Here is a 12,579-nt window from a genome sequence, read left to right on the forward strand (position 1 = left end):
ATAGGGGGGCGGGTAATGACGATCATACTTCGAACGGCGTCAACGGGTGATTGCAATGAACTCTTCAAATTGGCTTCTCAGTTAGCGACAAGCTACGTGTTGGAGCGGGACGCTTTTGCGAAAGCTTATTCCTCTCTTGTGACAGCTCCCCATGTTGATCTTGTTATTGCCGAGTCCGACTCTACAGTTGTTGGCTATGTGCTCGCTTTCCATCACCAGACCTTCTACGCGAATGGCATGGTGAGTTGGGTTGAGGAGATCTTCGTACAAGAAGAATTTCGGCGCCAAAATATCGGTAATCAACTCATGAACGAAGTTGAAGCGAGAGCGCACAAGCGAGGATCGAAGCTGGTTGCGTTGGCGACTCGCAGAGCTGCGCATTTCTATGAGTCAATTGGATATAAGGAGTCTGCGACTTATTATAAGAAATCATTGTGATTGAGAAGGAGGCTGAATACAATCGACATTCGGACACCTATGACAATTGCTATCGCCGCTGTCTCTGGCGGAGGGAAAACGACGGTGACCTCGCGTTTGGGTGAAAGACTGCCGAATGCGATAGCACTGTATTTTGATGAGTATGATCTTGCAGGGCCTGATGATATCCTCGACTGGGTAGAACGAGGAGCGAACCATAACGAATGGAACATTGATCCCATTCTAGCTGATATTACGAAGCTCATACATTCCGGTGAAGTCGAGTATGTCCTGTTGGATTATCCATTTGCCAATTTACATAATAATCTGAAGACGATCGATCTAACGATTTTTATCGATACCCCATTGGACATTGCCATGGCGCGCCGGATATTACGAGATTTCGGAAACATGAATACGGAAGAGATCATGAATGAAATGCAGTTCTATCTGACAAGAGGAAGACTTGGTTATGAGAGTATGCTGACTACGATCAAGCCTCATTCAGATGTCGTTATTAACGGGACCTTGCCTGTTGATGAGATCGTTCGGATAATCGAGCAGGAGATAGCAGGGCTGGAACAATAATAACAACGATGCATCTAAAGGAGAACCTATGAACCAACCACAATATACGACCTCGCTGAGATTACCGACCTTCGCAGAATATAAGAGCATATTTGAAGCGGTTGGCTGGGCCGATTATTTGAACCTTGACGTAGTTGAACAGTCGTTGAAGCAGTCCTTATTCGGCGTTGTTATTCAACATGGTGACGAGACTATTGGGATGGGCCGCGTGGTAGGGGACGGAATGATCTATTTCTATATCCAGGACATTGCTGTTGTGCCAGCGCATCAGAATCAAGGGATTGGAAGACAGATCATGGATGTCATTACCGATTATCTGAAGCACCATGCGCCAGAGAAAGCTTTTATCGGCTTGTTTGCCTCGCAAGGCAAAGAGCCATTTTATAATCGATACGGCTTTAATCGCCATGATGGAATGACGGGAATGTTCGGCGTTATTCATGAGGGGGAGATCAAATAGCAAGTGTTAGGAGATACGTTATCCTGCTAAGTTGTTTGCTGCTGCTCGCTGGATGTGATTCTAGATCAACGGAAACTGCTAAAGTTGTTAATGAGCAATCGGTTAAGGAACAAAATAAGAATGATGCTGTTGCGATGACGTTTATCGTTTTTGAAGACAACGAGTATGCGACGATGAAGGCGGCTGGAGCAGTTAATGCAATTATATATGACCTATCCAATATGCAAGAGCAGACACAAATAGAATTTTGGATCGAGCATTACGTCAACGGAAAGATGCAAGAGAAGCTAATGAGCTTCGAATCTGAAGTTGGTGATCCGAGTGCAGGGCATAAGCTGTATTTCTCCACGATGGATGAGTCTAATGATGAGCAGCTATGGACGGTGGCGTTCCGAGAAGGGAACAGCGTTGCTTCTGCGAAAGGGAGAGTTAAATCGGATGCGGCACAATCGCGCATGATGCATCCTGTGAATGAGATCTTACTCTCAACTGAACAAGAAACAATAGCATCTATCATGATTGGTGCAGGTTATGATAATCAGGTCATTCCAGAGGGAGAACAGCAGGAGGAAGAATCGAGTGTTATCACTTCCTTCCCTGAGGTATTTATACTTATGTGTAAAATATCATATCTGAGCTGAACGCTCTTGATGGAGGCTTCAAATGCAGAAAGCAATCGTCGTCTATTTTCTAACGGAGAAGAAAAATAACGTGAGTGAGCTTAATCAGCTTCTAGCTGATGGCTGGAAGGTCGTAAGTCAGAATCCGATGAGTGGCAGTCAATCGAATGCATCCTTGTCGCTCGTGATTGTTGAGAAATAGGGCAAACAACCCTGAATGTATGCCTTACAGATGAAGGAGGCTAACCTATGATTCCACAACGAGTAAGTCTCGTAACGATTGGTGCTTGGAACTTGCCTGAACTGCGTTCATTTTATCTGAGATTAGGATGGACAGAAACCGAGTGGAGCAATGATGAATATTGCGTCTTCTTAACAGCTGGCGGCATGCTGTCGATCTGGCCGATCGAGGAGATGATGAAAGGTATCGATCTGCCGAAGCCAGCGGGGCCGCAGTATTTCAGAGGTGTAACCTTAAGCATAAACACTGATTACGCCGAACAAGTGGACAAGGTGATTGAGTTGGCTCGCCAAGCAGGCGCAGTCATCGTTCACGAACCAAATAACGCATTCTGGGGCGGCAGGACAGGCGGTTTCCTAGACCCAGAGAACAACTACTGGGAGGTTGCCTTTAACCCGAAGTCTGAATTTGATGAGCGCGGCGCAATGATCGCAATGAATGGCTAACGAGGTGGACAGTTTTGATTAAAGTGACGACACAGATTGAGATCGACGCTCCGATACAGCTATGTTTTGACCTGGCGCGGGATATCGAGATTCATACGAGAACGGTGTGGAAGCATACAAGAGAGCGAGCGATTCACGGCGTCACGTCTGGACCGATTGGAGAGGGCGAGACGGTTACGTTTGAAGCAACACATCTGGGGGTTAGGCAGCGATTAACTTCCAAAATTACAGCGTATGAGGAGCCAACTTTATTCGTTGATGAAATGCAGAAAGGCGCATTCAAACGACTGCGGCATACGCATGATTTTCAAGAGCGGGACGGCAAGACGGTAATGACCGATGTACTGGAATTCGAAGCGCCGCTCGGCCCGCTTGGATTCCTTGCAGAACGGCTGGTGCTGAAGTGGTACATGAGACGATTTCTTGAGCATCGCAATCTCGAGCTGAAGAAGCTCGCGGAAGAGATGGTTCAACGACAATAGTTACTCGAAAAGGGGAGAATGGCATGCATTTTGTATGGTCAACGGCGGTTATACAAGTGATTTCAACGGTAATTCTAGTGTTGTTGGGGTATGTGATTTACCGGATCGGTAAGCCTCGTAAGAAAAAAGCTTCCCGATAGAGAGGATACTTCGTGGCAGAGGCTGGTTATCAAAGCGCTAATGAAGAGGGGGGTCCTATGCGAAGTTTAATCCTCTATAACTGGGAAGTTCGAGATGCGTATTTTCAAGCTTTTGAGGCATTACCCGTGGAGGAGCTCACCAAAGATCGACAAGCAGGCTTAGGCTCCATAGTGAAAACGTTGTTCCATATCATCGATGTGGAGTACAGCTGGGTCTGTGTTATAGCAGGTAAGCCGGATATGGAGTTTGATTCAGCAGCATACGGAGACATACAGTCACTTGCTGCATTATCCAATCAGCTGAGAGCTGAAATTCGCAATGACCTACTTGCATTGCAGATGGAGAACCTCGAGTATGAATACATAACAGCACCATGGATGACGCAAACGTTCAGCAAAGCGGAGATATTGAAGCATCTGATCGTCCATGAGGTGCATCACGTAGGTCAGCTATCCATATGGGCAAGAGAATTAGGAATCGAACCTGTCAGTGCTAATTTTATCGGCAAAGATTTGTTCAATAAAACAAAAGCTGCGTTCTCCACGGAGGATGAACCTACAAACATGTAGAATAGGTATCCAGAACATTGGGATTCACCTTCGAGCTTTCAAAGTCATAGTCGCCTTTGGGCCAGCCTCGCATCCCTGTGAGGGTGGCTTTGTCATCTCAATAAGGGATAACATACTTCAAGGAGGGACAAGTACAATCATGACAACCTTTTATTTGGTCAGGCACGCAGAGCCGGATTGGGCATTCAAGAATGCGAGAAATTTGCGAGGTGCAATGAGAGATTATGTACCATTGACTGCGAACGGTCTGCAGCAGGCAGAACAAATCGTTGATGCGCATCCTTTTATTCGAGAAAGTGAACTAGTTCTGTCCTCTCCATTCACGCGGTCTCTACATACAGCTGCTATCATCAATCGACAATTAGTGCTGCCTATCCTCGTTGAGTATGATCTTCACGAATGGATTCCCGATAACTTCGAGCTGAATACACATGCAGAGATTACTGCCTTAACCAAGGAGTTCTTCGCACATGAAGGGCGGCACCCTGAAGGGGAACCAAAGATCTGGGAGACGAAACAAAGTGTCGTAGATCGAACAAGGGCTGCGCTAGCAAAGTACCTCGATTACTCGAAGGTTATCGTCGTCTGTCATGGGATGGTCATTACAAGCCTGCTGGATTACGGCTATGAGGAAGTCGAATTAGGCAGCGTACATCCTTATGTCATGGAGAGAGCTTAAAGATGATTGACTTGAACCAATATCCGGCACTCGCTAATGCGATTGTGTGGGGGCCTGTTACAGCTAGGTTCGAACTTGGCATGAATGCGGATGAAACGCGTGTGAGCAATGTGAGCATCATCCCTTGTGTGGGCGATCAGTATGTTATATTCCAGATTGCGGATGGGGGCTGGGAGCTGCCGGGCGGTACGTTAGAGCTGGGAGAGCATTACTTAGACGGGCTAAGACGTGAGATGATGGAGGAGCTCGGAGCTGAGCTGGTCTCGTTCCAACGCTTCGGATACTTCAATTGCGAATCAAGTGCTTCGAAGCCGTATAGGCCCTATATTCCGCATCCTCATTTCGTAAGATTAGTCGGGTATGGTGAAGTCCAGTTGGTCGGGCAACCTTTGAATCCCGAAGACGGCGAGCAGGTCATAGCAGTAGAAGTGATCGATATTGATGAAGCAGTTGCGCGACTCGAGAGCTGTCATCGGCATGATATCGCACAGCTGTACAGGCTTGCGCATGAGATTCGTAAGAACAAGGGGTGAGCTTGTATGCAGCCCACCGGCTCTGGCAGGTATCTTAACATCTGCCTTCAAATGATACTAATAATTAAAGATTCGATTAATTCGTCACAAACTTGATGTGGAATGTCTTTACAAATATGCTGTTTGCTGATTATTATATATAAAACAATTAAACATCAAGTGCCCGCTTGATGTTTTTTCTTTTCAATCAAGAGTTCGTCGATTGGCTCAGGCAGGCGGCGCACGTGAAGGTTCTGATATCCGTATGTACAGGAGCGCTGCTGCTTGGCGCAGCAGGATTTCTCCAAGGTAACAAAGCAACAGCCCACCCATATGCTTATGAGCTGCTGGGGCCGTACTGCGACGAGGCCATCAAGACTCGGATCGTCAAGGACGGCAACCTAATCACAGCCGGCGGCGTCTCCACATCCATCGACCTTGCGAACTATCTCGCGGAGCTATTCATCCACCCAGAAGCGGCAGCAGCCTTCAAGAAACAAATCGACTACCCATACGAGGCACAACGTATTATTGAAGTAAACTGAACATGGTTGGTCTGCAATGGAGGTTGCAGACTTTTTTGTTCCATGCGAACGTTTGCTTTCCCCAAGAAAATGGTAAGAGAGGAATAAAGGGGCTGTTAACAGCATGACAATTGTCGAACAGGCAGATAGAACGAAAGAAACAGCTCATCAGATTTTACGCGAGCTGCAGCTGCTCGAGCGATGGCGGGAGGTCGGAGAGCCGATTGTTGTAGGTGCAACCGCCTATGAATTGATGATTAGTCCCGATATTGATATGGAGATCTACTGCGATTTACCTAAGGCTTCAGTTGGATTCCAAGTGCTAGCGCAATGTGTGGAGCATCCGAATGTGACATCAGCGAAGTACGTAAATCTGCTCGATACGGAAGATCAGGGCATCTACTATCAAATGAAGTACCGCCACGAAGACGGCATCGAGTGGAAGCTCGATATGTGGCTTATGGCGCACGATCACCCAGGTCCATGTGCCCGCGATTTGGTCGAACCGCTGAAAGCGGCGCTGACGGACGATAAGAGGCATGCGATTCTGGACATTAAGCAGCACATCCAGCAAACACCAGGTCTTCAAGCTCCCTCGATTCAAATTTATGAAGCCGTAATCGACTGGGATGTACGGAATATCGACCAGTTCTTGTCCTGGCAGGCAGAGCATGGAGTCGAAGGATTAACCCATTGGAAGCCGAGCGTTTGATCGCTGGACAAATGTGAGGTGCGCAGCATGACCGAAGCTTTACCTTCAATCGTTGATGAGATGCTTGCCTACTATTTGGAACGAATCAATGAGCGGCAGGTCGAGCTTATTCAAGGCTTCTACCTGTATGGTTCAATTGCGCTCGGTGATTATTACGTCCATTGCAGCGATATTGATTTCATTGCTATCACGGAGGCTCGGCTGACGGACTATCAATATTTGCACGTCATGAACGTACACAAGGAAGTGGAGAAGCGATATCCGAAGTCTCGAATGGGAGGCATTTATGTCACTTGGGCTGACTTAGGAAAGCTGCAAGATGACATTGAGCCGTTTCCTTATTATTCGGATGGCAAGCTGAAGCGGGCGGGCTATTTTGAACTGAACCTCGTGACTTGGTACGAATTGAAGCATCATGGCATTCGGCTGGTTGGTCCTGCAATTGAAGAGTTGGGTCTAGAAATCGACATGCAGCGGTTCATCCGTAACATGCACCTTAACCTCAATACTTATTGGGCGAACTGGATACTCAAAGCATCTGATCCACGTCGACTCTACTCCTACCTCGTATGGCTGAGAGGGTCTGAGATGGAGTGGGGTGTCCTTGGCATTACCCGATTGTGGTATACCTTCCGCGAGGGGCAGGTAACCAGTAAAGCTAGAGCAGGTGAGTATGCGTTGGAGCATGTGCCGGCGCAATGGCATCCGATTTTGCATGAATCCATTCGAATACGTCGAGGCGGCGGCACCTCGCTTTATACCTCAAGAAAGCAGCGCAAAGCCGATGCGATCGCGTATATGCACTTCATGCTGAAGGCATGCAATGACATGTTTCCGTGATAAGGAAGAAGGGGAGGGAGTCAGATGAAGCTAGTGATCCTATTCGGACCGCAGGCTGTTGGCAAAATGACGGTTGGACAGGAGCTGGAACGTATCACGCCGCTCAAGCTGTTCCACAATCACATGACCATCGAGCTTGTGTCCCCATTCTTCAGCTACAGTACGGCGCCGGGTAAACGGCTCGTTCGTCAATTCCGACAGGCGATATTCGAGGAAGTGGCGAAGAGCGATCTGCCGGGACTTATCTTCACATTCGTATGGGCGCTCGATCTTGAGGACGATTGGAATTATATTCGGGAAATTCGGGAGTTGTTCGAATCCAATGGTGCAGAGACGTTCTTTGTGGAGCTGGAAGCGAATGTGGAAGAGCGGCTCGTCCGTAATCGCAGCCCTCATCGATTGGCGCATAAGCCGACTAAGCGTGACATCACTTTCTCAGAAAACGATTTAGTTAAAACAATGGAGAAGCATCGATTGAATTCTTTCGAAGGAGAATTCGATCTGGAGAACTACATAAGAATAAACAACAGCAACCTTTCACCCGAGCAGGTTGCAGTGATCGTGAAGGAGCGATTCCAGCTGTAATATCGTCAGGCGAAGGGGGAAGCGCGATTGCCTTATTTTGAACGATCGAATCGCATGTACAAGGTGTTCTTCACGCTGAGCAGCTTGAGTCTGCTCATCACAGTCATTGCCTACTCGCTCAGCGATCTTCAAGAGATTATTCAGTATAACATTGTTAATTCGAATCATTTTCTGTGGACGTTATGGACCGTGGTATTCTTCGTCCTGTCGATCTTCTTCCTTATACTCGGCATCGTACTTCGGAAGGTCGCGCAGGACGCAGAGGATGATATGTCTTCGATGGCAAGGCAGATCAAGGAGCTGCGAGAAGCGTTAGAAGGGGGGAGTGCTGCGAGGAAGAAGAGTTACTCCGATACGGATCAGCATTGAAGGGTTTACTACAACCCAATGTTTTTATGAAGGAGGTGAGATCATGATAGTAGTAGATGCATTACGTTATCCCATTGGCCAATTTGAGCCCAATTTAGCCCCCACCTTACAAGATCGTCGGCAGCTGATCCATCAAATCGCAGGATTGACCGACGAACTGCGGGACCTCGTACGAGATCTTACCCCTGAGCAGCTGAAAGTGCCGTATCGTCCAGAGGGTTGGTGCATTCAACAGATTATCCACCATTTGGCGGACAACGACACGAATGCCTGCCTACGGCTCAGGAGGGCGCTCACAGAGGATCAGCCTGCTGCTTCTTCCTATCGAGAAGATTTGTTCGCTGAACTTAGCGACTATAGCGATGCACCGATTGAGTTGTCTATCACTTTGCTGGAAGCGCTGCACAAACGACTAGTCATTCTTCTGAGTCGTTTAAGTGAAGATCAATTTCAGCGAAAGTTGCAAACCGGACTTCTCGGCATCATTACGATTGATACCGCTGTTCAGCGGTTGGTCTGGCACAATCGGCATCATATGGCACAAATTCAGTTACTGATAGAGAGGAAGGGCTGGCGAACAAATTAAGGTATATCCATCGCAGCAGCAGATGAGCAAAAATTCTTGTTAGGGGAATCCATGATGAAACAATTGAGGCTTGGCTTTATGTCTTCGCATGGCGGCTCCAATATGCAGGCAATTCTGGACGCGGTTTCAGATGGGCGCCTGAATGCATGGCCGGCCGTGCTAATCTCGAACAATTCTACGTCTACCGCGATGGAGCGAGCCCGCACCTTCGGGATGCCAGCCTATCATTATTCTTCGGTTACACATCCAGAGCCAGAGATACTCGATCTGCAAATCCTAGAGACACTTAAGAGGCATGAGATTGATTACTTGATGCTAGTTGGTTACATGAAGCGGCTAGGTCCAGCGACGCTGGATGCCTATGCGGGTCGAATCATCAACATTCATCCGTCTCTGCTTCCGAAGCATGGCGGACATGGGATGTATGGACGTCACGTCCATGAAGCGGTGCTGCGCAGCGGCGAACGTCAGACGGGTGTTACGATTCATCTAGTCGATGGGGAATACGATACAGGAGCTATCATTAGCCAATGTACGGTCCCGGTTGAGGACAATGATACCGTCGACAGCTTGAGCGCACGTGTGCTGAAGCGTGAACATGAGTTTCTAGTCGAGACACTCATTCGAATTGCGAATCAAGCGATCACCATCGGCTGAAATGAGATAGCACAGCAGCAATCGAGGTGGAACATGAACAACATAAACTGCGCCTATCATGAAGATCGAGTATCCATGAAGCAATGTACCGAGTGCAGCAAGTCACTGTGTGAGGACTGCAGCCATGCGGATTATCCAGCGTATTGCTGGAGCTGTGGTTATGAGCATGAGCAGAAGCAAATAGAGGATGAGAAGAGCTTCGAATTTCCTGCGTTTCTTGAGCATAAAGTGGTTTACTATGTCCTTCGTAAAGCATTCTCTGCGGCAGGGGCGAGCTTAATCTGTACATTGGCGTGCTCGCTTGTGCTCAGCATGCTTGCAGGTGCAGGAGCTTTTCTTTATGGATCTTACATAGGAATTGCAATACTGCTCATTACTTCTACGTATGGCGTTGCCTGCTCGGTATTGGTTGATCTCATTGCACAGTATGCCAGCTTCGCACAGAAGAGAGGGGCTCAAGGCATCCTGTATGCACTTGGAGGTTTGCTATTCCCATACTTGACCGATACGTACAGAGATTCAGAACTGTTCATTTATTGGATAGTCGGTGGAGGAACAGCTCTCATTTATTTCTTGCTGGAGACGGCACGACTGGATAAACGACTCGTGATTAGCGTAGGTATGTTATCTTTGTTTCTGCTCGTACCTGTAATAGGCAAGTACTTCGACATCGTAAAATATGTGTTGTTCTAAGTGAGGAATATCATGAACCGGAAGCGGAGAAAGATCCGCATCTTTATCGCTGGGTTGGTCGTGCTGCTTCTTGTCTATATCGCAATCGATGTAAGGATGATCGCAAGTGTAAAGAGCACCATTCGCACACTCTATTTACATCCTGATCAGGATCAGACAATGATAGACGACTATCGTGTGACCGATGATGCGTTACGAAAGTTTTTTCGGCGCGGGGCTTATCCACTGAGCAAGGATGAAGATGCTGTCCAATTCCGTTTGAGCATCGGCAGCGGGTTTCATTCTTTCGTACGAGGTACGGTATGGGTCAACTATACATTCGTAGGTATCGATCCGGATACGGGATTGTCCAGTTACGGCTCATCTAATGTGCCAATCCGACTTAAGGTCAAGCTGCATCATTGGCAATGGCAAATAATCGACAAACATGAAGAGGCATAAGTAGATTGCTATACCCCACAAGAGGGATACGTTTATAGATAAGGGAGAGGTCATTCATGTGTTGTGAGTATTGTTATATTACGTTGGAGCACCAGCACATTATGATGGACAATGAAACTTGCATGTATTTGCAATTGAAGGAGCCGGAGATCATCGGTTCAGGAATCATTATTCCGAAACAGCATCGTGAGACCGTATTTGATCTGACCGAAGAAGAGTGGCTGGACACGTTAGCATTGCTGCAAGAGGTTAAAACGGTGCTTGATGCCGAGTATCAGCCTGATGGGTACAATGTCGGTTGGAACACAGGCAGCGTTGGCGGACAGCATATTTTCCACGCGCATCTTCATGTCATCCCAAGGTTCGCAGACGAGCCATTCGCAGGGAAGGGCATTCGGCACTGGTTCAAAAGCCAAGACAATATCCGTCCTGTGACGCCGTAGCAGTTAGCACTTTTCATTCTATATGCTGTCGTAGTTGCTGTTGGCAGAAAACTAATAGCCCTACGATCCCGTCGTAAAAAATAATGGAGTTTGGAGCACCGCATATGAATCGCGTAGAACATATACGTCAAGAAGAGAAGCGGTATCACGATGCTTGTTATGACAGCTGCAGCCTGTTCGAGCCGGGCTCCTGGCTGCATAAACCAGTCAAGACCGTGCTGGATCAACTCGAGCAGTTCACTGATTATGATCAGATGAACGTGCTGGACCTAGGGTCCGGCATCGGACGCAACAGCATTCCAATTGCGCAGTCACTGGTAGGCAGGAACGGCAAGGTTGTATGTGTAGACCTTCTGCAGTCAGCCATCGACAAGCTGCTTGCGTACAGCGAACAGTACAATGTACTGCACTATATGGATGCAAGGCTGTCGGACATTGAGCATTTTGACATCGAGCCTGAGGCCTATGATTTCATCGTCGCAGTGTCCTCTCTCGAGCATCGAGCTCGGAGCTTGCCTTACAGCGCAAGCTCCAAGAGATGGCGGCGGGTACGAAGCCGTCTGGTGTGAATTGTATGATTATCGGTTCCAGCATCCGTGAGGTTACGGTAGAGACGAATGTTGAGCTGGACCCGATGTTCGAGATCAATCTGTCAACGGATCGGATGCTTCATCTGCTGGATACCGAATACGCTGACTGGGACATCAAGCAGCGTTTGGTTAAACCGTTGGAATATGCGATCGACCGGGGCGGCGCCCCGGTCTCATTGATGACGAATTGTATTACGTATGTGGCGAATAAGCCTAGTAAGTAATAGTGGAGGAGAATAATAGAATCATGTTCAAGAAGCGGTTAAAATATACGAAGACCAGCATCATTCTATTGATTCTCCTCGTTCTAGGCGCGTTGGAATACCGCGGTGTGATCTGGCATAACAGCTTGTTCGCACTGCGATATGAGGTGAAGGGGATTGATGTCTCGCACTTTCAAGGTATGGTAGATTGGGATCGTGTGAGCGCCGATTCGAAGTGGCAGTTCGCTTACATCAAAGCAACCGAAGGCATGGATATGACGGATGAACAGTTCTCGGGGAATTGGGAAGGAGCGAAGCGCGTCGGCTTGAAGCGAGGCGCTTATCACTTCTTCACCACGCAGAGCGCTGGAGTTGATCAAGCAGAGCATTACATAGAGGTCGTTCCCAAGGAAGAAGATAGTCTTCCACCAGTGATCGACATTGAGATTGCCTTGGATAAGGATGCGGACGGGATCAGACAGCAACTGACGCAGCTGTGCGAGAAGCTCGAAGCTTTTTATAACCAAAGGCCGATCCTGTATGTGACTTATGATACGTTTAATACTTATATAGCTGATCATTTCGAGGGTTACGAGATTTGGATCATGGATATTATCAAATACCCGACGCTCAGACGTGATCGGGAATGGACGTTCTGGCAGTATAATCATCGAGCGAGAATCGCAGGCATTGACGGGTATGTGGATACGAATGTGTTCCACGGGAGCAAGAACGATTTTGCAGCAAAATTCAACTCTACAAGTGAAGAGATTTAATGAGG

General features: G+C 47.8%; 21 protein-coding genes and 1 pseudogene. All 22 read left to right on the forward strand.

What is annotated here, in order from left to right; all coding sequences use genetic code 11:
- The first annotated feature begins 15 nt into the window (after positions 1-15).
- The 22 genes and pseudogenes from DFQ01_RS25250 to DFQ01_RS25350 all read left to right on the forward strand — a co-directional run bounded on the left by DFQ01_RS25250 (position 16) and on the right by DFQ01_RS25350 (position 12,574).
- Positions 16-438, forward strand: a complete 423-nt coding sequence (locus tag DFQ01_RS25250) for a GNAT family N-acetyltransferase (protein ID WP_110046728.1) — start codon at positions 16-18, stop codon at positions 436-438.
- A 39-nt stretch (positions 439-477) separates the two neighbouring features.
- Positions 478-1,005, forward strand: a complete 528-nt coding sequence (locus tag DFQ01_RS25255) for a nucleoside/nucleotide kinase family protein (RefSeq protein ID WP_425452439.1) — start codon at positions 478-480, stop codon at positions 1,003-1,005.
- 28 nt (positions 1,006-1,033) lie between these two features.
- The gene (locus tag DFQ01_RS25260; RefSeq protein ID WP_110046729.1) at positions 1,034-1,465 is read left to right on the forward strand and encodes a GNAT family N-acetyltransferase; all 432 of its coding nucleotides are present in this window, start codon (positions 1,034-1,036) and stop codon (positions 1,463-1,465) included.
- Positions 1,466-1,500: 35 nt separating this feature from the next.
- On the forward strand, positions 1,501-2,106 hold the full coding sequence (locus tag DFQ01_RS25265) for a hypothetical protein (RefSeq protein ID WP_110046730.1): 606 nt from the start codon (positions 1,501-1,503) through the stop codon (positions 2,104-2,106).
- A 22-nt stretch (positions 2,107-2,128) separates the two neighbouring features.
- A complete protein-coding gene (locus DFQ01_RS31255) occupies positions 2,129-2,287 on the forward strand; it encodes a hypothetical protein (RefSeq protein WP_174812617.1) in 159 nt (52 codons plus the stop codon).
- Positions 2,288-2,334: 47 nt separating this feature from the next.
- The gene (locus DFQ01_RS25270) at positions 2,335-2,772 is read left to right on the forward strand and encodes a VOC family protein (RefSeq protein ID WP_110046731.1); all 438 of its coding nucleotides are present in this window, start codon (positions 2,335-2,337) and stop codon (positions 2,770-2,772) included.
- A gap of 23 nt (positions 2,773-2,795) precedes the next feature.
- Complete coding sequence (locus DFQ01_RS25275) at positions 2,796-3,254, forward strand: SRPBCC family protein (protein WP_425452440.1); 459 nt, start codon at positions 2,796-2,798, stop codon at positions 3,252-3,254.
- Positions 3,255-3,451: 197 nt separating this feature from the next.
- Complete coding sequence (locus tag DFQ01_RS25280; RefSeq protein WP_110046733.1) at positions 3,452-3,964, forward strand: DinB family protein; 513 nt, start codon at positions 3,452-3,454, stop codon at positions 3,962-3,964.
- A gap of 139 nt (positions 3,965-4,103) precedes the next feature.
- The gene (locus DFQ01_RS25285) at positions 4,104-4,643 is read left to right on the forward strand and encodes a histidine phosphatase family protein (protein WP_174812618.1); all 540 of its coding nucleotides are present in this window, start codon (positions 4,104-4,106) and stop codon (positions 4,641-4,643) included.
- A 2-nt stretch (positions 4,644-4,645) separates the two neighbouring features.
- Positions 4,646-5,176 (forward strand): NUDIX hydrolase, encoded by a 531-nt coding sequence (locus DFQ01_RS25290; RefSeq protein ID WP_110046735.1) that lies wholly within the window; start codon positions 4,646-4,648, stop codon positions 5,174-5,176.
- 170 nt (positions 5,177-5,346) lie between these two features.
- Positions 5,347-5,700: a DJ-1/PfpI family protein gene (locus tag DFQ01_RS25295; protein WP_110046736.1), complete on the forward strand. Its 354-nt coding sequence runs from the start codon at positions 5,347-5,349 to the stop codon at positions 5,698-5,700.
- 103 nt (positions 5,701-5,803) lie between these two features.
- The gene (locus tag DFQ01_RS25300; RefSeq protein WP_110046737.1) at positions 5,804-6,391 is read left to right on the forward strand and encodes a hypothetical protein; all 588 of its coding nucleotides are present in this window, start codon (positions 5,804-5,806) and stop codon (positions 6,389-6,391) included.
- Between the two features lie 27 nt (positions 6,392-6,418).
- Complete coding sequence (locus DFQ01_RS25305; protein WP_110046738.1) at positions 6,419-7,231, forward strand: aminoglycoside adenylyltransferase domain-containing protein; 813 nt, start codon at positions 6,419-6,421, stop codon at positions 7,229-7,231.
- Positions 7,232-7,255: 24 nt separating this feature from the next.
- Positions 7,256-7,816 carry a DEAD/DEAH box helicase family protein gene (locus DFQ01_RS25310; protein WP_110046739.1) on the forward strand — a complete coding sequence of 187 codons (561 nt, stop codon included), beginning with the start codon at positions 7,256-7,258 and terminating at the stop codon, positions 7,814-7,816.
- Positions 7,817-7,843: 27 nt separating this feature from the next.
- Positions 7,844-8,185, forward strand: coding sequence for a hypothetical protein (locus DFQ01_RS25315; protein WP_110046740.1), 342 nt, complete (start codon positions 7,844-7,846; stop codon positions 8,183-8,185).
- A gap of 43 nt (positions 8,186-8,228) precedes the next feature.
- Positions 8,229-8,771 carry a YfiT family bacillithiol transferase gene (locus tag DFQ01_RS25320; protein ID WP_110046741.1) on the forward strand — a complete coding sequence of 181 codons (543 nt, stop codon included), beginning with the start codon at positions 8,229-8,231 and terminating at the stop codon, positions 8,769-8,771.
- A gap of 51 nt (positions 8,772-8,822) precedes the next feature.
- A complete protein-coding gene (gene purN / locus DFQ01_RS25325) occupies positions 8,823-9,428 on the forward strand; it encodes a phosphoribosylglycinamide formyltransferase (RefSeq protein ID WP_217490333.1) in 606 nt (201 codons plus the stop codon).
- A gap of 33 nt (positions 9,429-9,461) precedes the next feature.
- Entirely contained in the window at positions 9,462-10,121 is a 660-nt protein-coding gene (locus DFQ01_RS25330; protein ID WP_110046743.1) for a hypothetical protein, read from the forward strand.
- Positions 10,122-10,133: 12 nt separating this feature from the next.
- Positions 10,134-10,562, forward strand: coding sequence for a hypothetical protein (locus DFQ01_RS25335; RefSeq protein ID WP_110046744.1), 429 nt, complete (start codon positions 10,134-10,136; stop codon positions 10,560-10,562).
- 101 nt (positions 10,563-10,663) lie between these two features.
- The gene (locus DFQ01_RS25340; protein ID WP_245946881.1) at positions 10,664-11,005 is read left to right on the forward strand and encodes an HIT family protein; all 342 of its coding nucleotides are present in this window, start codon (positions 10,664-10,666) and stop codon (positions 11,003-11,005) included.
- A gap of 104 nt (positions 11,006-11,109) precedes the next feature.
- Positions 11,110-11,819: pseudogene (locus DFQ01_RS25345) on the forward strand (class I SAM-dependent methyltransferase).
- Positions 11,820-11,842: 23 nt separating this feature from the next.
- A complete protein-coding gene (locus DFQ01_RS25350; RefSeq protein WP_110046746.1) occupies positions 11,843-12,574 on the forward strand; it encodes a GH25 family lysozyme in 732 nt (243 codons plus the stop codon).
- Positions 12,575-12,579: the final 5 nt, after the last annotated feature.

It is taken from the genome of Paenibacillus cellulosilyticus, from assembly GCF_003182255.1.
Lineage (GTDB): Bacteria > Bacillota > Bacilli > Paenibacillales > Paenibacillaceae > Paenibacillus_T > Paenibacillus_T cellulosilyticus.